17 protein-coding genes are annotated in these 19,455 nt (G+C 53.9%); 9 read left to right on the top strand and 8 right to left on the bottom strand.

Translation table 11 applies throughout. The annotated features are described in order from the left end of the window. Positions 1-31 precede the first annotated feature (31 nt). Positions 32-717, bottom strand: a protein-coding gene (locus GSQ82_RS14260; protein WP_158792908.1) for an IS5 family transposase whose coding sequence is annotated in 2 segments (ribosomal slippage) — positions 32-402 and positions 402-717 — 687 coding nt in all. Because the reading frame shifts where the segments join, the coding sequence is not laid out codon by codon here. Between the two features lie 401 nt (positions 718-1,118). Here GSQ82_RS14260 and GSQ82_RS14255 point away from each other — a divergent pair. Together GSQ82_RS14255 and GSQ82_RS14250 are read left to right on the top strand one after the other, a co-directional pair. Further along, positions 1,119-1,781 (top strand): RNA polymerase sigma factor, encoded by a 663-nt coding sequence (locus GSQ82_RS14255; RefSeq protein WP_158792907.1) that lies wholly within the window; start codon positions 1,119-1,121, stop codon positions 1,779-1,781. A 433-nt stretch (positions 1,782-2,214) separates the two neighbouring features. Next, complete coding sequence (locus GSQ82_RS14250; RefSeq protein ID WP_158792906.1) at positions 2,215-2,925, top strand: AraC family transcriptional regulator; 711 nt, start codon at positions 2,215-2,217, stop codon at positions 2,923-2,925. Here the strand turns inward: GSQ82_RS14250 and GSQ82_RS14245 are convergent. Further along, the gene (locus GSQ82_RS14245) at positions 2,922-3,830 is read right to left on the bottom strand and encodes a hypothetical protein (protein WP_254061648.1); all 909 of its coding nucleotides are present in this window, start codon (positions 3,828-3,830) and stop codon (positions 2,922-2,924) included. The two genes, GSQ82_RS14250 and GSQ82_RS14245, sit on opposite strands and share 4 nt — an antisense overlap. A 484-nt stretch (positions 3,831-4,314) precedes the next feature. Further along, positions 4,315-5,295 (bottom strand): alpha/beta hydrolase, encoded by a 981-nt coding sequence (locus GSQ82_RS14240; protein WP_158792904.1) that lies wholly within the window; start codon positions 5,293-5,295, stop codon positions 4,315-4,317. A gap of 679 nt (positions 5,296-5,974) precedes the next feature. On the opposite strand from GSQ82_RS14240, the gene fdhD reads away from it, so the two are divergent. The 7 genes from fdhD (at position 5,975) to GSQ82_RS14205 (ending at position 15,401) form a co-directional block, all read left to right on the top strand. Beyond that, positions 5,975-6,955, top strand: a complete 981-nt coding sequence (fdhD, locus tag GSQ82_RS14235) for a formate dehydrogenase accessory sulfurtransferase FdhD (protein WP_158793695.1) — start codon at positions 5,975-5,977, stop codon at positions 6,953-6,955. Beyond that, positions 6,939-7,322, top strand: coding sequence for a hypothetical protein (locus GSQ82_RS14230; RefSeq protein ID WP_158792903.1), 384 nt, complete (start codon positions 6,939-6,941; stop codon positions 7,320-7,322). The genes fdhD and GSQ82_RS14230 overlap by 17 nt, the downstream gene beginning before the upstream one ends. Positions 7,323-7,348: 26 nt before the next feature. Continuing rightward, the gene (gene fdhF, locus GSQ82_RS14225) at positions 7,349-10,354 is read left to right on the top strand and encodes a formate dehydrogenase subunit alpha (RefSeq protein ID WP_158792902.1); all 3,006 of its coding nucleotides are present in this window, start codon (positions 7,349-7,351) and stop codon (positions 10,352-10,354) included. Between the two features lie 12 nt (positions 10,355-10,366). Then, the gene (locus GSQ82_RS14220; protein ID WP_158792901.1) at positions 10,367-11,323 is read left to right on the top strand and encodes a DoxX family protein; all 957 of its coding nucleotides are present in this window, start codon (positions 10,367-10,369) and stop codon (positions 11,321-11,323) included. Between the two features lie 203 nt (positions 11,324-11,526). Beyond that, positions 11,527-12,303: an alpha/beta fold hydrolase gene (locus GSQ82_RS14215; RefSeq protein WP_158792900.1), complete on the top strand. Its 777-nt coding sequence runs from the start codon at positions 11,527-11,529 to the stop codon at positions 12,301-12,303. Between the two features lie 280 nt (positions 12,304-12,583). After that, positions 12,584-13,594 carry an AraC family transcriptional regulator gene (locus tag GSQ82_RS14210; RefSeq protein ID WP_158792899.1) on the top strand — a complete coding sequence of 337 codons (1,011 nt, stop codon included), beginning with the start codon at positions 12,584-12,586 and terminating at the stop codon, positions 13,592-13,594. Between the two features lie 352 nt (positions 13,595-13,946). After that, complete coding sequence (locus GSQ82_RS14205) at positions 13,947-15,401, top strand: DHA2 family efflux MFS transporter permease subunit (protein ID WP_158792898.1); 1,455 nt, start codon at positions 13,947-13,949, stop codon at positions 15,399-15,401. A gap of 279 nt (positions 15,402-15,680) precedes the next feature. Here GSQ82_RS14205 and GSQ82_RS14200 read toward each other — a convergent pair whose 3' ends face one another. The 5 genes from GSQ82_RS14200 to GSQ82_RS14180 are packed head-to-tail and all read right to left on the bottom strand — an operon-like array spanning position 15,681 to position 19,392. Continuing rightward, positions 15,681-16,058 carry a tautomerase family protein gene (locus tag GSQ82_RS14200; protein WP_216847088.1) on the bottom strand — a complete coding sequence of 126 codons (378 nt, stop codon included), beginning with the start codon at positions 16,056-16,058 and terminating at the stop codon, positions 15,681-15,683. 38 nt (positions 16,059-16,096) lie between these two features. After that, positions 16,097-16,534 (bottom strand): DoxX family protein, encoded by a 438-nt coding sequence (locus GSQ82_RS14195; protein ID WP_158792896.1) that lies wholly within the window; start codon positions 16,532-16,534, stop codon positions 16,097-16,099. Continuing rightward, complete coding sequence (locus tag GSQ82_RS14190; protein ID WP_256370086.1) at positions 16,527-17,558, bottom strand: alpha/beta fold hydrolase; 1,032 nt, start codon at positions 17,556-17,558, stop codon at positions 16,527-16,529. The genes GSQ82_RS14195 and GSQ82_RS14190 overlap by 8 nt, the downstream gene beginning before the upstream one ends. A gap of 12 nt (positions 17,559-17,570) precedes the next feature. After that, positions 17,571-18,545 (bottom strand): YncE family protein, encoded by a 975-nt coding sequence (locus tag GSQ82_RS14185; protein ID WP_158792894.1) that lies wholly within the window; start codon positions 18,543-18,545, stop codon positions 17,571-17,573. Between the two features lie 31 nt (positions 18,546-18,576). Beyond that, positions 18,577-19,392 (bottom strand): cupin domain-containing protein, encoded by an 816-nt coding sequence (locus tag GSQ82_RS14180; protein WP_158792893.1) that lies wholly within the window; start codon positions 19,390-19,392, stop codon positions 18,577-18,579. Positions 19,393-19,455 lie beyond the last annotated feature (63 nt).

Below are 19,455 nucleotides of genomic sequence, written 5' to 3'. Positions count from 1 at the left end.
GACTCCGACAGTTAATTAGGGCGTGTCCACACTAGCGAAGCGCTTCGATGATGAGGGCGAAGTTGAGGAAGCCGAGGAAGAGGACATCGAGTTTCTCGAAGCGGGAGAAGATTCTGCGGAAGCCTTTGAGTCGCCGGAAGAGCCGCTCGATTTCGTTGCGCTTCTTGTAGAGAGCGCGGTCGTATTCCCAGGGCTCGATGCGGTTGGACTTTGGCGGAACGACCGGGATCATGCCCAAGCTGAGCACCAGTTGTCCGGCTTCGTCACCCTCGTAGGCGCGATCCATCAACAACGGCAAGCCTTCCGGCATCGGGGCCGTTCGAGCATTCGCGGCAACCAGATGAACCTTGGTGTTCCATCCGCCGCGCGACTTGCCGATGGCTTGAGGTCCGTTTTTTTTAGAGCGCCCGTCCCGTCCGAATGCACCTTGATCGAGGTCGAGTCGAGCGCGAACGCCTCGATCTTGATCCGCACGATCTGCTCCGACTGCAACTTCTCGAATACCTGATCGAGAACGCCGTTCTTGGACCAGCGATTCATCCGCGTGTAGATCGTGTGCCAGCGGCCGAAACGCTTCGGCAGACCGCGCCATTTGCAGCCTTGCTCAGCAACATACAGAACCGCGTTCGGCACTTGCAGATTGCTCAAACGCACATTCCCACGCTGCACCGGCAACGCATCCTTGATCCGCTCATACTGCTCTTCTGTGATCTCCATCGTCTTGAGATTAACAAAAGATCCTAACAATAGTGTGAACACGCCCTAGTTGGCGAGCACCGAGAGATGCGAGTATCGAGTAGCAAATTTCGACGCGCCGATGAAGCCGTGGACCCTGCACGCGGGTTCAGAGTCAACCACTTTAGATAGCGCATTCATACTTATGTCGGCAATATTCCGACACCGAGGCAATCAGGCGACGGCGGACTGAAACAGCCGATAGTTACTCTTCTGGGAATGGAGATGGGCTGAACAGAATTCACCGACTCAATCTTTGATTGTTAGGGTCATGCAAATGAAGTTGCGGCGGCGTTCCAAAGCCTCACATTTGTGGAACCAAGTGAACTCGAAAGGCATTTATCGACTTATCAATCGTGTGGAGAACTGAGAAAGGAGTGAGCATGGTCATTGATCGGGGTACAGCTGCAGATGAACTCGCCCTTAAAGAGGTGCCAGTAAATTACGCCACAGAGCGCCATATCGCCTGCGATGAGGTCCTTGTTAGACAAGCGAAGGCCGGGGACATGCTCGCTTTTGAGTCGCTTGTCAAGCAGTACAACAGTAGGATCTTCCGGACGGTCTATCGGATCACTGCGCATCGTCAAGATGCAGAAGATGCGATGCAGGACGCATTGTTCCGGGCATACTATGGTCTGCAACAATTTCAAGGAAATTCGAGCTTCTGCACATGGCTAACCCGCATTGCCATCAATCAGGCCCTCATGTGTCTTCGAAAGAGACGAAGCGGCGGCTCGATGTGGTTGGATCCTTCGATAGAGACTGAAGACGGATCCGTCCTTCTGGAAATACCGGAATGGCGTCCCGACCCGGAACAGGAAACTCTAAAGTCCGAAGTGACGCGGATGCTTCATCATGCAGTCGGCAGATTGCCACAGCCCTCTCAGAGGGCTTTCGTCATGCGTTACATCGAAGAGTTCACAACGGAAGAAGTTGCCAAGGAGTTAGGTATCAGTGTGGCCGCAGTCAAGAGCCGAGTATTGAGGGCGCGCCGCCATCTTCGAGAACGCATCGGAATTCGCCTTGATCTTTCATCCGATTACTAATAACGCCAACTTCCACTGGGGCCGAACGCAAGGCAAGGGGCGGCCTAGTACACGGGAAAAAGTAGTTTCGAATAAGCCGTTCAGGGAGCCACTACCATCGTTACGCCATGGGGCCCGTCCTTCGCATCAAGTTCACGAATTGTCTCCGAAAGGTCGTCTTTGCATGCCACCTGTATCTTGTGAACCTACCCTAGACTTAATAGACAAGATAAGCCGACCTACTGGCGGGTTCCGGTTGTCCTCTAGATACGGCTCGACTGATTACCCAGGGGCTGATGACACCAGCTCCGCGATACATCCGAAACGAGCTTATGCCCTTCCAGGCAGAGAACTCCCGTCACCAGCAACGGGGGTCATGATATCGAAGATCAACCTCTCGACTCCGTTGGAGTTCACAATTCCTCCGGGATCCGACTATCTACTCGTGGCTCGCATGAGCAATCGGAGCGAAGTTCGCTTCGACATTGGCAGCGGCTCCAAGTCGGGCGAGGTGAGGTTTGGACACGTGCTCCTGCACTCCACTTTGGACCGAAGCTGCTGGTGGCTGGGTCGTCCGGAGCAGACGATCATCCTGAGTGTGCCCGTGCAGATGCTCCAGCATGCATGGGAAAACGACACGGGCGAGCCGTGGCCTGGCATGATGCGCATGCACTCCTTTAGGCAAGACCCGCTCGTGATACAACTCCTAGCGGCTCTGGCGGGTGAACTGGACCGGACCGGACCGGTGAACCGCCCCTACACCAACACTCTTGTGTTTCAGCTGAGCACTCATTTGGTAAGACGCTATTCGGACTCGGTCGACCTATCCATCAGACAGAGCGGCATGCAGCCGAGCCGGCTGAAGAAGGTTGTTGAATTCGTCATGGAAAATCTGGAACAAGAGCTTGGGCTCGCGGAGATGGCTCAGGTGGCGGAAATCAGCCCGTATTATTTCTGCCGTGAGTTCAAAAAGACAATGAGTATCACTCCCCATCAGTATGTCGTCAAGCAACGAATCGACAGAGCAAAGGCACTCTTGCAGAACAGCTCTATGTCCATCACCGAAATTGGAGCGCAGTTGCAATTTCCGACCCCCAGCCACTTTACTGCAACCTTTAGAAAAATGGTTGGCGTGACTCCGAGCGCATTTAGGCCACACTGTTAGTCCGGAATCGGTTCGGGTGGTCTTGCCGCCGAAGTTTGCGTAGGACCTGCGGGGGTAGCAGGTGCTTCGCTCTTCTCCTCGTCGCCCACTTCAAAGACCGTCGCATTCTTGGGCAAGCTCATTCGGCCTTCGGCCAGGTAATCTACAACCATGCCCCCGGCAACCTCTGGACTTAACACAGCCAGAGGGACTAGATACTTCTTGCTCTTCACCAGTGATTCTGCCACTCCGTCTACAGGATGACTGTGCGGCAAAGTTCCTGGTACCTGCGCAATGGTAAAGGCAGACATGCGCAATTCAGGGTGCTTCTTTCCATACTTCACCAACGATCGAGCGACCTGCTTCGGAGTGGTCATCCCAAAGTCGGCGATGAGATTTCGGTGGACCGCATGAGGGAAGTAGATATCCAGAACCACGCGTGAGAAATCGGCACAGTTGTGGAAGAACAAATTGAAATGTCCGACGTTGCGCCGGTCGTTGAAGTGGGCGATAAGTCGTTCATCCTGCTCACCTGTAGTTTCCACCTGAAAACCATGAATCTTGCGGTCGTACGACGAACCGACGAGCTGTACCCACTCTCCTTTAGGGGGACTGTCACTGTCGACGGCAGGAGCCAGGGACACGAGGTGCGCCCTCCAGTAGGCATCACGGAGGTGAGTCACTTGCTCGCGGTCCACACCACGGGGCACCTCGTTGATGTCTTCCACCGCATAGAGATAAGGAACCAGCGGCATTGCAATCCAATCGCTTCCATCGATCTTGTGATAACGGCTGATGACCACACCGAATTCGCCGCTGTGGCACGCCCTCAAACGTGTCGGCGTTTCCGCACAGACATGGTTGAGATATATGGCGGCATGACCGGTAGGGTTGAAGGCCCCGAACTCGCCATATGGTTCCTCCATCAGAAGTGCAACGGATCCGCGGCTTTGCCGGGCCGTAGCGATTACTAATATTGTGAGGGTCACGATAAGTCTTTGAAACTCATATTTCCGCATGTTTGGAAGTCGTCTCATCAGTCCTCTAAGTAGCATGTCTTGTACAACTCATCGAAATTTGGTTCTTGATCTTCGGAAGCGGGTTCGCGTCCGGTTATATCAACATCACCAGTAAATTACGAAGATGCTGTTGGCACGCAGAACAGCGTCGATGTGCACGGGCACCCTAAATGCAAAATTGGAATTCAGCTCTGGCTGCACCATTGTCACTAAACGAGTGATGAGCTCTCATCGGAATTCGGTAATGCCAGATGAGCTCATAGAGAATCAAACCTCCAATGTATTACCAACGCGTATACCCTGCTCCAGGGCCCCCGGTTCCCCGCTCAGGATCTCGCTCCCCCGATCGAAACTGGAACAGGTATCCTGTCATACCAATCGCCGCTGCTGGTCACCGAACGAAACCTTGGCTTGACAACCAGCGATGAAAGAGCTCAGGCCACGCTTCCTCTTCGGGAATGCCAGCAGACAGACCGGAGCCATGTACGCCATGCGAGAAAAGATGGACGTCTGCGGAAATGTTCGCTGCGCGGAGAGCCTGCGCAAACATGACGCTGTTTTGTGGGCTGATTCTCTGATCGTCCATGCTCTCGAACAGAAATACAGGCGGAGTATTTCGTGTAATGTTGTCCTGCCCCGACAGGTAGTGTTGCAAATGATCAAGTTCGTGGCCGCGATAGCCGTATAGAAGGTGGGTGAGCGAGCTTGGCGAGGCGAACTGTGCAGGATCCATCGAGATCACTGGATAGCCCAGGCCGAGAAGATCGGGGTGGCCGTTCATCACGTCCACGACATCATGAACCGGAAGCTCGAAGTCGGTTGCGGCGTGGAGCGCAAGAGTGCTAGCGAGATGCCCCCCAGCAGAGAAGCCGAAGACACCGATGCATTTGGGATCGAGACCGTATCGTTCGGCTAGATACCGGATGAGCTTGAGAGCCCGTTGCCCGTCCCACATCGGCACGGGATAACGGTACGTCCCATCGTTCTGCACCAGACGGTAATACAAAACGAAAGTAGTGATGTGGAAATTGCGCGAGAAGTATTCGGCTACGGGAGTCTGCTCTTTCTCATCCGAAAGACGATCGTAGCCTCCCCCGGGGATCACCAGGAGCGCAGACGTGTTTTCTCGTTCCGTTCCGGCAGCGCGAAAGACCTGAACGAATGGGATGTCGCGGCACGGATCATCCCCTACGGCGCCTGGAGCTCTACCGCTCCATAATCTTATTTCGTCAGCGTCAGATGAGTCGTAGCAATGGGCTTCCCTGGGCGCAGAATGGCCCTCCAACTCGTGATGGCTTCTTTGTGCCGTCGCCCGCGGGGGGTGGAAGCAAACAATGACAAGAGCAGTAACGATGGCGGTGGCAATACGCATATCTGAATCTCTCCAAAGCTTCTTGAGTGGCATATCGGCGCAGGTCCTATCTGGCTGCCGCCAGAATGGAACGCGGACTATTTGAGCTCTACACCTGCGAGGAGGATCGATGGATGATGGCAGCGTGCTCTTCTTCCTCGCTTTTCGATCGCCGTCCGATTTCGGCACAGCTTTCCTCTTATATCAGCGGGCAATTTTTCGATACCTGAAGCAACAGCATGACAGCAACCGAAGATTGATTTACCTCGGTCGATGAGAGCTGCACGGGTTCACCACTTCTCTCAGTCAGACGGGAAATTCCGTACTGTATCTTCTCGCAATCCGATCACAATCTCTATGGAGTCCTCGAGCAAGGAGGTACGGACGCCGATCTCGCGGCCTTTATCGAGGCAACAATCCAGAAGAAAGAAGCCAGTCACCATATCAGCGAACCAGGCTTCCTTAAGAGGCCAGTGCGCCGCAGGGTCCACTTTGGCAGCTAAATTTAGAGCCAAGTAAGTCGCAATATTTGGACAGATAAGCAATGTTGCGACGGCGGCGGAGCCTTACGAAAAGTAAGATTCACCAAATATAACCTTCCGTTCGACACCGGCGGACAGATGGCTCGGAACTATTGTTCGGTATTTCTAAGACCCGGATTGCACAAACGAGAACGATGATGGGGTTAAGGAAACAGGCCATGGACTATACCGCCTATAGCGACGTTGAGGAAGGGCGAGCTGTCGTCAGCACCTCGGTGGTGCGTTTTACTGGAGTCCAAGCACGTCCGAAAACGGACCTGCTTGCCGTCGAAGAACCACTCGAGATCCAGCTAGGATACAGCTCATCGGGGCAACGATTGACAAAATCCATCTCGGTCACAATGCGGACTCCGGGGCATGATTGCGAGCTTGCATCAGGATTCTTGCTAACCGAAGGAGTCGTCAATGACGTCATCGACATTGCAGACATGCACTACGTCGGAGATTCCGCACCTCGCGACCGCAATCAGTCAGCCATACTCGAGATCGAATCCGGAGAGGAGAGGAACACCATCCTTCCCTATCAGCCGGGGCGTAATACTCTCCGCGTTGAGCTAAATCCTGAGGTGCGAATCAGCATGGCGAACCTCGAGCGCAATTTCTACACTACATCCAGTTGCGGGATTTGCGGTAAGGCGTCGCTCCTCGCTCTCCGGACCGTCTGCCCTCCGCGGACCGCAAACCGCTTTTCGATTGAAGCAGCACTACTCTACAAATTCCCGGAACTCCTTCGCTCCACTCAAGATGTGTTTCTTCGAACTGGAGGCCTTCATGCAGCCGGTCTATTCGATGCGAAGGGGGCCTTGTATTCTGTGCGGGAAGATGTTGGACGCCACAATGCAGTAGACAAGCTCCTTGGCGCTGCGCTCCTGGCGGACCAAACACCTCTGCGTGATCGTCTTCTTATGTTGTCTGGACGCGCCAGCTTCGAACTGTTGCAAAAAGCAGTGATGAGTGGCGTTGCGATGGTCGTCTCTGTGGGCGCACCCTCCAGCCTCGCCGTCCGGGTTGCCAAAGACTTTGACATCATTTTGGTGGGATTCCTGCGCGAAGATCACTTCAATGTCTATCACGGGATCGAGCACCTTACCGGGTATATAGAACAAGGCGGCGAGATACATCATGAAATTACGAATTAAGGACAACTCGCTCAGGCTTCGCGTCTCTCGTTCTGATCTGGAGAGGCTGCTTCGATCGGGACGGATTGATGCAACAATTCATTTCGCTCCGGCTCAAGAAGCCAAGTGGACCTACGCTCTCGAACATCGATCCGAAGCTGTTGCGGCGTCGCTCGAATACAAGACAACGGAGATCATCATCGTGCTTCCTTCAGTGCAGACACAAGCCTGGGCAGAGAGCGATCAGGTAGGTATCTACGAAACCTGTGCCTTGGGTCAAAGCGATATTTTGAATCTACTTGTCGAGAAGGATTTCGCCTGTCTTGACTTCAGTGATGCGGACAATGAGGACACATTTCCAAATCCAGCCATGGGCAGAGCTTGTTAGCTGCCTGAAAGGTGACATAGGACTTTATGAAAGAATTGAAGGTCAGAAGCTCATCGACCAGTTCCATAAGCAAGCAGGTGGAGATCTCAATTGACGGCACCAGTATCCTCGCCGAAGACGGGGAGATGCTACTTGACGCCGTTCTTCGGAAAGCCCAGATTCCCCATGTCTGCTATCACTCTCCTCTGATGGGAGCGATACAGACGTGCGATACATGCCTGGTTGAAGTGGATGGCAAGCTGGTGCGCTCGTGTGGCACAAAAGTAGCCGCTGGCCAAACTGTCGGTGCGGAGTCGCAACGAGCAAAGGACGCGCGCACGGCCGCTTTTGACGTCATTCTCGGCAATCACATGCTGTACTGCACAGTCTGCGATAACAATAACGAAAATTGCACGGTTCACAATACTGCTCTCGCGCTCGATGTTCAGCACCAAAAGCACCCATACAAGCCGAAGCCCTACGAAGTCGATATGTCGAATCCCTTCTATCGATACGACCCCAGTCAATGCATCTTGTGCGGTCGTTGCGTACAGGCCTGCCAAACCGTTCAGGTGAATGAAACACTTTCGATTGGATGGGAATTGGAGCACCCGAGGGTGCTTTGGGATGGCGGCCACGAGATTGGCGGTTCAAGCTGCGTTTCCTGCGGACACTGCGTCTCGGTGTGCCCGTGCAATGCCCTCATGGAAAAGTCGATGCTCGGCGAGGCAGGTTTTATGAGCGGCCTGCCGCACGAGGCTCTTAACAAGATGATCGATGTCGTCAAAGAGATCGAGCCTGAGATGGGATATGGGCCTATTATGCAGGTCTCGCAAACTGAAGCCAAGATGCGGGAAGAGCGAATCAAACAGACAAAGACGGTATGCACTTACTGTGGAGTCGGCTGCAGTTATGACGTGTGGACCAAAGGCAGGAAAATTCTCAAGATTGAACCTCTGCACGGCGCGACGAACCAAATCTCTACTTGCGTGAAAGGAAAGTTTGGCTGGGATTATGTCAACCATAAGGACCGGCTACAAAAGCCGTTGATTCGCGAGGGAATGAACTTCCGGGAGGCTACCTGGGAAGAGGCGTTGGAGCTTGTTACGCGGAGACTAAGCGAAGTCAAGCAGCAATATGGCCCGGATGCCATCGGTGTTGTGATTTCCTCGAAGACCACGAATGAAGATGGGTACCTGATGCAAAAATTCGCCCGATCCGTGATCGGCACGAACAACGTTGATAACTGCTCGCGATATTGTCAGTCACCTGCCACTATGGGTCTGTTCCGGACGGTAGGGTACGGAGGCGATGCAGGATCACTTGAGGATGTTGGCAAGTCTGCGTTGGTGCTTATTGTCGGCAGCAATACGGCAGAGAGCCATCCAGTGGCGGCTACGCGCATCAAGCGCGCTCATAAGTTGCACGGCCAAAGGCTCATCGTGGCGGATATCCGCGAGCACGAGATGGCACGACGCGCAGATATCTTCTTTCGGCCGAAGCCCGGAAGCGACCTGACATGGCTGTGTGCCATGAGCCGGTACATGCTGGAGCACGGCTACGCAAGGCAAAGCTTTTTGGATAAATGGGTGAACGGGCTGGACGAGTACCGAAAGAGCCTGGAACCCTTCACGATGGAGTTCGCCGCAGAACAATGCGAGGTACCGCTCGATACCCTGATCAGCGTCGCCGAAGAGATCGGCAAAGCTGAGACCATGTGCGTTCTATGGGCAATGGGCATCACCCAGCACGTGATGGGATCGGACTCGTCGACAGCCATCTCGAATCTGTTATTGATCACTGGCAATTATGGAAGACCCGGCTGCGGCGCATATCCCCTGCGCGGCCACAACAATGTTCAGGGGGCCGGTGACATCGGAGCGATGCCAAATAATTTCCCTGGATACCAGAGCGTCGAGGACCCTTCCATCCGCGAACGTTTCGAGAAGGTATGGGGTGGATCTCTTCCTCCTAAGCGCGGGCTGGATAATCACCAGATGATTGACGCGGCCCACGAGGGGAAATTACGGGCCATATACCTGGCAGGAGAAGATATGATCTCGGCCGATGCTAACGCCAATCATGTGGCGGGCGGCTTCGAAAAGCTGGATTTCTTCGTGGTACAGGATATTTTCTTCTCTGAAACCTGTCGCTACGCAGACGTAGTGCTGCCTGGAGCTCCCGCACTTGAAAAAGACGGAACGTTCACCAACACCGAGCGGCGCATACAGCGGCTTTATCAGGCTTTACCTGAACTCGGCGATAGCAAAGCCGATTGGAAGATTACACAAGAAATCGCAAATAAGATGGGAGCAAACTGGGGTTACAGCCATCCTGCAGAGATTATGGCGGAAATGGCATCCCTGACTCCTCTTTATGGCGGTGTCCGTTACGAGCGCCTGGAAGGCTATAAGACTTTGCAATGGCCCGTACACGAGGATGGTACGGACGAGCCGGTCCTATATCTGAATGGCTTTGCATTTCCCGACAAAAAGGCGCGGCTGTACCCACTTACTTTTCGTGAACCAGCTGAAGCTCCTGACACAGAGTTCGATCTCGATTTGAACAATGGCCGGGTGCTCGAGCACTTCCATGAAGGAAATATGACACATCGTGTCGCAGGGATTCATCAAGAGAATCCAGAGCGATACGTGGAAATTTCCGAAGAACTCGCCACGGATCGAAACATCACATCGGGGCGCTGGGTCCGCATTGTCAGCCGCCAAGGTGCGGTTAAGGTGAAGGTTCTCGTCACGAGCCGAGTGTTCGGCAAGCAGATCTTTTTGCCTCTCACCTCACAGGATGGTCCTGTTAACGTGCTGACGGGATCGCATACTGACTCGGCCACGAATACGCCTGCTTACAAGGAAACTTCGGTACGTTTGGAAGTCCTGCCGGATCAAGGAGAGAACCCGCTCCAGGCATTGAACTTCCGTTTCGCCGGCCATCCGACACCGCAAACCGGGGTCGAAGTCGAACGCAAATGGCGGCGGAGCGACTATAAGATGCCCGGCACCGAAACATTGGTTCAAATCCAGACGCACTCATCGTAAGGAGACAGAGTCATGGCACAGCCAGTAGAGTTTCGGAAGTTTACCCCTCAGGACTCCCGCGAGGATCTATTGCGCAGGCTCCAGGATGCGCCTGAGGACCATGCTGAAGCGTTGCTCTCTCTCTACGATCTGTTAGAGAAATTGCATGAAAAGGGCCTGATTGATACCGCCAACGGACTCTTGAGCGCAAGTACTACGGTCGTAAACCGGCTGGTCGACGTGGTCAGTTCGAAGCAGGCGGTGTCAGCGCTTCGCATGGGACTCATGCTGGCTAATCTCCTTGAAACCATCGACACCAATCGGGTTCACTCGTTATTGACCGCCGCAGCAGGAAAGCCGCCCTCCCTACTACGGCTGGGAAGAGATGCTTTGTCGGAGGATGCCCGCCGTGGACTTTCGGCCGGAGTTGGGCTAGTTAGCGTTTTTGGGGCAGCGCTGCGTCCGAAAGGCGTCCAACCGACGACCGAGGTGGAATCCTCTAAACAGCCGGGACCTCAACTCAAAAAAGGTAAGTTCAATGCACTCAAAAAGCTTCCGTTGCTGTCCATTGAGAAGCCCGCGCTGATTGTTGCTCGCACGTTGGTCGCAGTGATTTTCATCATGAATGGGCTTAATGTCATTAGCCAGGCACTTGCCACCCACGAACTGATCGCTCACGGACTTCCGGAAAACATTGTTTCGATATCGATTTGGGGCGCAAGAGCTCTTCAGCTTGTAGCCGGGACCGCATTGATTTTCGGTGTTTTTCCGCGTCTCGCGTCGCTTGCACTTATAGCCTTTCTGATCCCGGCTACCATCATGGCACACCCATTCTGGCAAGCTTTCAGTACGCCGCTCTATCCAGTACAGTTGATCAATTTCTTAAAGAATGTCTGCATGTGCGGTGGGCTGTTATTCATTGCAGCTACGAAAGATCAGCCGACCCTGTTTCCGCGTTCCATCCCATTTTCAAAAGACGCGGTCCGATAAGCATTATGCCTTAGCGGTGTACCTCGTCCGTTCGCTGGTCTGAGCTGGAAATATTCAGACCATTGAACGAACCCCGAGAACGAAAACTTATTCGAATTATCGGCGGACCGCTTGCAGGCGAGCGGAATGGGTATGCTTCGCCAGCCAAACGGTAACTTGTTTTTGGGGAACACAGGACTCACTACACAGAGGTGTCAGAGATTATGCAGATCTTAACGAAGGAAGGAATAGCGTTAGCCTACAAAGACTCTGGCACAAACTATCCAGCGATCGTACTCGTGCACGGGTGGGGTTGTGACCATACTGTGTTCGCAGCGCAGGAGAAATTCTTCGGCAATACTCATCGGGTCATTACCGTCGATCTGCGTGGGCATGGAGAAAGTGATGCACCCGAAGGCTCTTATACCATGGCAGAGTTTGCGGACGACCTTGCATGGCTTTGCCACAAGCTCTCGTTGGTAAAACCTGTTCTAGTCGGCCACAGTATGGGAGGAAACGTGTTGCTGGAGTTGGCGGCCCGCTACCCTGACACTCCCGACGCCTTGATCCTTATCGACTCTGTCCTCTTCCCTTCTCAGACCTTGCTTAATACCTTACGGCCGCTTGCCGAAGCATTGACGGGTCCCGGCTACCTCGAGGCGTATCGGATGGCTATGTCATCCCTCTTCCTCTCCGCGGATGACGAAGAGAAAAAGACGAGTCTGATCTCGTATATACCAAGGGCGCCTCAGCACGTTCTCTTGTCGTCGTTCATCCATCATCTTATGGATTACGATCCGGCATCGGCGGCTTCCGGGTGCCACGTGCCAATCGCGTATCTCGGTGCCACGGTGCCTCTTGCAGACTTGTTCTATTTCAAGGGACTCACCCCTCAGCTTATGGTCGGCCAGACACTGGGCTCCGGGCACTTTTCTCCGGTCTTTGTGCCGGATCAAATCCATGCAATGATCGTCGATTTCATGAAAGTGTATGTGCAGTAATAACTGTAATCACTCCTGTGTATTACCCTCCCGAACGGTACGGCGCTGTGCTTTGGCATCCCAGCGCCGTGAGCTTGAGAGACCCAGGGTAGAAAGCCTACCTGGCGCTGATCTCAACACTCCAGTTGGAGGCTCGGAAATCGTTACAACTTTGCCGGAATCGCAAAGATGGTATTCACTTTATACGTCTTCTCAGCCTGCATCCTGCCTCTTATTCTCAAAATAAGCAAAGATGGACGGTTATCGATGAGAACAATCGCACATAGGGCTAATCCAGCCCGTGGACGCGCTCGTCTCAACGAGGACTTCTTTGGCACTAAAGGCGATCACTCGCGAGTGGGCCGAACTGAATCCAGTGACTTCATTCTTCCAATGCGATGACAAGACAGACCAGCACATAGCAGGTGATGAACACGATCGTGTGCAATCTGCGGGTGCTGGCGGCGTGAGCTCTCAGGCTGCAGCCGAACTGCTCGGAGAGGAACTGCCGCCGCCTGCAACCGGAGTTCGCGTATCGAAGCTGTCTCAGGCGACGCCGCTGGCCTTCACAATTCCAGCGGGCAACGATTATCTGCTCATTGCACGAACGAGCAACCGCTGCGAGGTAACCTTCGATTTTGGCAGCGGTGCCCACCGCGGCGAGATCAGATACGGGCATATGTTGCTCCATGCAGCTTCCACGCACAGTCTCTGGTGGCTCAGTCGCCCAGATCAAACCTTGATCATACGCATCCCTGAGGAGATGTTCCGTCATGCGTGGGACAACGATGCGGTGGATCCCTGGCCCGGCATCATGAGAATGGAGAACTTCAGGCAAGACTCATTGGTAACTCAAATCCTGGCGCGGCTCGCAGCCGAACTCACTCGATCGAGATCCGTCAATCTGGCCTTTACGAGATGCCTTTTGTATCAGCTTTGCACACATCTGGTAAGACGCTATTCGGAGGCGGTCGATGTATCGATTAAGCAAAACGGCATGCCGCCCAGCAGGCTGAAGAAGGTCGTCGAATTCATTACGGATCACATTGAGGACGACCTGAGCCTTGCAAGGATTGCGAAGGTGGCGGGAATAAGCCGCTACTATTTCTGTAGGGAATTCAAGAAGAGCATGGGAGTTACACCGCAGCGATACGTGTTGCAGCAGAGAATCGAAAAAGCAAAGACACTTCTCCAGGGCACCTCGATGACCATCACGGAAATAAGCGCGCGGTTGAGATTTCCCACGCCGAGTCACTTTACGTCCACGTTTCGAAGGATTGTCGGAGTCACACCGACTTCGTTCCGTATGTAGCCTTAGCCGAACAATGCGCGTCTCGGGCCCTCCGTGATGGCTACCAGCCGCGCTTTGCTGATCCCTCTGAATAGTCCGTCTCGCTAAAATAGCCATCCGAGATAAGCCAAGATATATGCGCTACCGAGAGATCTGGATTCTCGGATCGAGGGCAAAGTCGAAAGTGTAACTCGAAGCGAACGTCGTCGCACATCCGACGGAAACTAATCGCGGTTGTCTGTAGCGCTGTCACTGCATTGCTGTTGATATCTGAATACTGCCCAGTGCTATAAGGGAGAAATGGAAGAGGTGTCGCTCCTCGCAACTGCTCTGCCCTTGATGATCAGGACTGACCAAGTATGGAGACATTTGGATGAGACCTAAACTGGCTAAACTTTTTGAGGAACCATCCGGTCCCTTAGAGGCAGGGAAAGTGCTCCTGCCCTGGCTGGTCGGCGTCGCACTCTTCATGGAATCGTTGGATACTACGATTCTAAATACGGCGGTTCCCGCGATCGCAGTCGCCCTCAAAGTGAGCCCACTCAGCATGAAGGCTGTGCTGGCCAGCTACACCTTGAGCCTTGCCATCTTCATACCGATCAGCGGCTGGATGGCCGACCGGTATGGAACGCGAAAGGTATTTGCCTCTGCGATCGGTCTATTTACTCTTGGGTCGTGCCTATGCGGCATATCCAGGAATATCCATCTGCTTGTCGCTTGTCGTGTTTTACAAGGCTGCGGAGGTGCAATGATGGTGCCTGTGGGCAGGCTCACGCTTGTCAGGACCTTTGCCAAATCCGAGCTTATTCGCGCGATGAGCTTCGTCTCCATACCCGCTCTCGTTGCGCCGATGTTAGGACCCATCGCGGGCGGATTGATTGTGGGCTACCTGCACTGGCGCTTCATCTTCTTCCTGAATGTTCCGGTCGGACTATTGGGCTTGTTCCTTGTCTACTTGCATATGCCCAACTACCGCGAGGAGCGAACGAATCCACTCGACTTTGTTGGTCTTATCTTGTTCGGATCGGGAATCGCCCTTCTGTCCTATGTCCTTGAGATATTCGGGGAGCACACCCTTAGCCCAGGTGAAATCTTAGGGCTCCTGATTCTCTCATTGGCACTGCTTTCGGGCTGCGGCCTCAACGCGAAGGAGACTCGGTTTCCATTATTACAACTAAGTCTGCTCAAGATTCGCACGTTCCGAGTGGCCGTGAGCGGGAGTTTTTTTACCCGTATAGGTATAGGAGGGGTGCCATTTCTTCTCCCGCTCCTGTACCAACTCGGTCTCGGTTTCACTCCAATCCAATCCGGACTGCTTATCATGCCTCAGGCAGTTGGCGCCTTGGGCGTCAAGACGGTGATGCGAACTGTACTCAGGGTTTTTGGCTATCGCGGCGTTCTGATTTATAACACAGTAATCATCGGTGGATTATTGCTGGCATTTGCACAGATCGGGGCGCACACGCCGATCTGGTTTATTGTTCTGTTAGCGTTCGGTTATGGGTGGTTCACATCGCTCCAATACACAAGCATGAACACGCTCGTTTATGCAGACACTGCTGAAGAGCAAGCGAGCAGTGCAAGTTCGATTGCGAGCACAATGCAGCAAATGTCCATCAGCTTTGGCGTAGCGGGTGCAGGTCTGACAACTTCGCTCTTCATTTCAAACACTCACGCCCCAAATCAAGTTGAAGCGATTCATGGCCTCCATGGAGCGTTTCTTGTTCTGGGCGCTCTAACAATAGTTTCGGCGCTAGTATTTAACACCCTGCATGCTGATGATGGGAACGATGTGAGTCTACAGAAAGTTGTTCATCATGGTGGGTAGCTTGCTCTTGCGCAACGGGTCAGGGTCATGGCAGCACCGACCCTGAAGTGGGTTAGACGAGGACTTCCCTTTTCGATTGCATCGACGACCTCGATGCCGAACAATACGTTTGTGCGTCCCATCGTCATCGCGCAACGTGGTCAGTAAGCCCCGTATGCTCGCTGCAGCCCCTGTTGGCGTACACTTCGGCAACTCCCACAAACCGGAGATCCGCCAACGCGGTAAAAACGAGTACGTGCAATAACTTCATACGACTCTATGCGAACGGGTGATGCGCCACTAGTCGAGTAGCTGCGCCCCGCCATCGCCGAAAGACCAGTCAGCCGGCCCATTCTCATGTAATACGATCAGGACATCTTCGCGACGGATCTTCGGACTATTGCCTAGTTCAGTCACGATTGTCTGATACAGCGATTTCTTCAGCTCGTTCGAACGCCCGGCCTTTAGCGTGATGACGATCATCACCAGATCCTGTGACCGGGAAATGTTTTTATAACTGGGATCGAAGATGAAGTTATCTTTACCGAATTCCGTAATAAGTTGGAATCGCTCTTCGGCGGGCACACCTAAGGCATCAGTCAGCGCCTTCTGAAGACTCTCGGCGATCGCCAGGCGGTAGCCGGTCGGCTTACCGCCGCGGAGAAATATCTGCGTCAAGGGCATATCGTGACCTTTCGGGGTTGTGCTGGATGTGTCTACTTGAAGAAGAGGCCCATCCAGATTCTGTCCAATGAATATTGCCCCGGTCCCAGCAACAACACAGCTGAGGCCGCCGCTGCGTAGTTGACACAGTTCTCTGCTGTGTTTGTACCCGGTGGCCCGATGAACGGATGCCCTTGGGGAAGATGAACCTTGACCACGGCTCCGATCATCGTCCCCAGCATTCCCAGGCAAGCCAGAGGTGTAAAGAGTCCGAGAAGGAATCCCAGTCCAGAACTGAATTCCGTAAATGCGGCCATCATCTGCACTGCCGGAATACTGGGAGGTGTACCTTCTGCTTCCATCCAGCGGGTGGGATGCTTGAGCTTTGGCCAGCTATGAAGCACAAAGCCGATACCCAGGACAAGCCGAAATAGCAGTAGGCCGATTGCCCCCTGGCCCTGCACAAACTGGGGCAGGAGGATATTAAACATGGGAGGCCTTGGCTGTGACGGGTTTCTCTTCCGTCTCTTCGAGGATCTCCCGAACATATTGAGCCCAGACCTCGGCTACCCTGAGCGTCTGATGCCCGCGCGTTTTTGGACCCATCGGAACGAGAACCGCACGTCCATGAGGCACTCTCTTGATGGATTTCTCGATGATGCCTAATTCGGCTGCGTTGAGTCCATCGTCGGCGAAGTTGACGACAAAAAGGGGAGCCTTGATTGTCTCGAGGTCGACGGAGGGATTGTAATCATGCGAAGCGTCGAACTCATAGATGACGTCGTTCGCATCTTGCCCCTTGAGGCCGGTCTCGAAGGTTTGCATGACGGTCGCGTCAGCAGCGGCGACATCTGCAAACGCCTCCTGCAAGTGCAGAGGGCTATCTACCATCAAGTTGAAGAGGCTCCAGGCGATGCCAAGGTTTGCCGGCTGTTTCCTGTAGTTGCCATCCTGATAACCCGAATCCTCTTCAATGATGTTGATCAGCATCCTTCTCCAGAGGAGATTGCGGCCTTTGACTCTTTCGGGAAAGCACGCGATCGGCATAATGGCTCTCATAAGGTCCGGGTACCGCTCACCCCATACCCAGGTCTGCATGCCACCCATCGATGTACCCAACAAGAGTCGCAGCCTGGTGATCTTCAATCCCTCTGTAACGAGAAGATACTGCGCCTCCACGATATCGTCGTAGGTATATCTCGGAAATTGGGTGCGCAACCCATTGCTCGGCTTGCTCGTTCCCCCGTGGCCAATAGCGTCCGGAAGAATCACAAAAAACTTTGTAGCGTCCAGCGGCTGGCCGGGCTGAAAGAGAAAGTTGGCCGTTTCGGGTTGAGTGAACTGCTCCCCGCTCCCCGTCGTTCCATGCAGCATCAGGACGGCGTTGCTGATCTGCCCGTCCTGATCGTATGCCGGTGAACCGAGAGTACGATAGTGCAGCTTGAGTTCAGGCAGGATCTGGCCCGAGGCAAACTGAAAATCGTGCACGATGAAATCTGCTTGTTGGAATTCCATGTAGGGCACCCGTTACTTGGCTAAGATGAATTCCATGCACTCGACCCCCGTCCCGCATGGGAAGGACTCGACGAATTGCTTAGTTGTCAGATCGATTACAGAGATTGACCCGGAGTCGTGATCGGCGAGATAAACCTGATTGACGTCGAACGGAGGAAAGCCGAATCCCATGGGACCCTTCTTCGTCTGAAGGAGCGTCTGGCTTTCCGGGGCCGCTGCGTCGACAATGACAGCGACGTCCCACTTGTAACCGGAGATGACGACGTATTTGTCATCCAGTGTGGTCCGAACCCGCATCTCGTGGTCTTCCCAAAACGAGATGTCCTTATAGCCACGAAGATCAATAGTCTGCTTAATCTCATCCTTGTGCGTATCGATGACGATGAGTTTTGGATCCTTGTGATCGCTCGTATAGATCCACTTGCCATTACGAGACGAGTCGATTCCTTCGGTCCCGTTCGGTACAGTCACCCGCTTCACCAGCTTGCGGGTGGTCGGATCGATGACGCACAGATTGTCAGTGTCCTTGTTGGAGGTGTAGATTTTCTTTCCACCCTGCGTGGCCACGACCCAATGGCAGCCGTCTGTATCGCAGGCGACGGCATCTTCGATGGTCCGGGTCTCGGGATCGACACACAGCACGTGCCGGCTTTTGTCGACGGTGATCCAGAGTTTGCCATTCGCGTCCCAGGTCAGGCCGTGGGGCGCCTGATAGGGGCTGATGTCGATGAATCCTGTGACTTCCCGCTTCTTGAGATCAATGATCGCGATCTGGTGCCCGCGGTGAACATTGTTGCCGTAGATGCCATCGCCGTAGATAGTCACATAAGCTGTTGCCTCGTCGGGAGCAATCACGATCTCGTGTGGCCGCGAGGGCATGTTGAGGCGCTTTAGTGACTTGCGCGTTTGAACATCCACGAACTCGATCCCGCAGCCCACTTTGTCGACCGCCACAAGAATATAGTCACCTGCTGAAAGCTTGGTCATTGGTCATTCCTCTCTTTCGAATAAAGTTGGATTAACTGAAAATTCCAAAGCGCGGTCCCAAGGAGCGAAAGCGCTCAAGATCGGCTTCCATATCTACCGAAGAACCGTGACGGGTTACGCGGCATGCGGCTCTGTAAAAGTCCTCGATGCCACCAGGGGTAGTCAGTTGCAAGAGCCGCACGGGCTCTGCACCCAGATTCCTGAATTCGTGAGGCAGGCCCCACGGAATATTGAGAAATCCTCCGTCAGAAACTTCTAATTGCTGGCCGGAAATCGTCGCGGTTAGAGTACCGCTTAGAACGTAGATACCTTTCTCATAGGCTGCGTGCCGTAGCAAGGGGATCGTTCCGCCGCTCTCCAGTTCAATCTGAACTAGGGTGTAAGCATTGGCAGTGACTGGGCCGTACGCCTTGATGCTATAGACGACGTGAGCGGAGTATCGTTCGTCCCCCTCATCGGGCATGACAACGGTGGGGCTACGGCCAGCACCCAGCACAAGCGCACCATCGAGTGGATTTGGCGTGCTTTCCAGATAGGTGACTCCAAAGCGCGGCGTCAGAAGATTTATCTCGTCGACGGGCATGGTCTTTCTTGGGCCGGGAGCGCCAGCCCCCGGCTCGCCAAGTGCTAGGAAAAAACCCTCGTTGCCTGCAGGCGCGGTGAATGTGATCAGCTTTGCGTTCTCCTTGGACGTGTTTGCCCAGGTGTGCGGGATGCCAGCCGGTAGCGCAATGAATGCTCCTGGCCCTAACACCGCCGCAACATGTCCCGCCTTGAAGGTGGCTTCACCACTAATGACATAGAAGCCCTCTTCTTCACGGCTATGGACATGTTTTGGTGGACCCACTTGGGGAGGGGGCTCATCGATCCAGAACGAATACGCTCCATCCGTATCCTCACATAGCGTTTG

Origin of the sequence: Granulicella sp. L60 (assembly GCF_009765825.1) — a bacterium.
Lineage (GTDB): Bacteria > Acidobacteriota > Terriglobia > Terriglobales > Acidobacteriaceae > Edaphobacter.
Note: the sequence above shows the minus strand (reverse complement) of the source record. Positions and strands in the feature narration are given on the sequence as shown.

What these genes read in the sequence shown, in the direction of transcription:
- fdhD (WP_158793695.1), top strand. Translation starts at nt 5,975, where the DNA reads ATGGACTATACCGCCTATAGCGACGTTGAGGAAGGGCGAGCTGTCGTC.
- GSQ82_RS14185 (WP_158792894.1), bottom strand. Translation starts at nt 18,545, where the DNA reads ATGACCAAGCTTTCAGCAGGTGACTATATTCTTGTGGCGGTCGACAAA.
- GSQ82_RS14190 (WP_256370086.1), bottom strand. Translation starts at nt 17,558, where the DNA reads ATGGAATTCCAACAAGCAGATTTCATCGTGCACGATTTTCAGTTTGCC.
- GSQ82_RS14250 (WP_158792906.1), top strand. Translation starts at nt 2,215, where the DNA reads ATGAGCAATCGGAGCGAAGTTCGCTTCGACATTGGCAGCGGCTCCAAG.
- GSQ82_RS14205 (WP_158792898.1), top strand. Translation starts at nt 13,947, where the DNA reads ATGAGACCTAAACTGGCTAAACTTTTTGAGGAACCATCCGGTCCCTTA.
- GSQ82_RS14230 (WP_158792903.1), top strand. Translation starts at nt 6,939, where the DNA reads ATGAAATTACGAATTAAGGACAACTCGCTCAGGCTTCGCGTCTCTCGT.
- GSQ82_RS14215 (WP_158792900.1), top strand. Translation starts at nt 11,527, where the DNA reads ATGCAGATCTTAACGAAGGAAGGAATAGCGTTAGCCTACAAAGACTCT.
- GSQ82_RS14255 (WP_158792907.1), top strand. Translation starts at nt 1,119, where the DNA reads ATGGTCATTGATCGGGGTACAGCTGCAGATGAACTCGCCCTTAAAGAG.
- GSQ82_RS14245 (WP_254061648.1), bottom strand. Translation starts at nt 3,830, where the DNA reads ATGGAGGAACCATATGGCGAGTTCGGGGCCTTCAACCCTACCGGTCAT.
- GSQ82_RS14240 (WP_158792904.1), bottom strand. Translation starts at nt 5,295, where the DNA reads ATGCGTATTGCCACCGCCATCGTTACTGCTCTTGTCATTGTTTGCTTC.
- fdhF (WP_158792902.1), top strand. Translation starts at nt 7,349, where the DNA reads ATGAAAGAATTGAAGGTCAGAAGCTCATCGACCAGTTCCATAAGCAAG.
- GSQ82_RS14220 (WP_158792901.1), top strand. Translation starts at nt 10,367, where the DNA reads ATGGCACAGCCAGTAGAGTTTCGGAAGTTTACCCCTCAGGACTCCCGC.
- GSQ82_RS14195 (WP_158792896.1), bottom strand. Translation starts at nt 16,534, where the DNA reads ATGTTTAATATCCTCCTGCCCCAGTTTGTGCAGGGCCAGGGGGCAATC.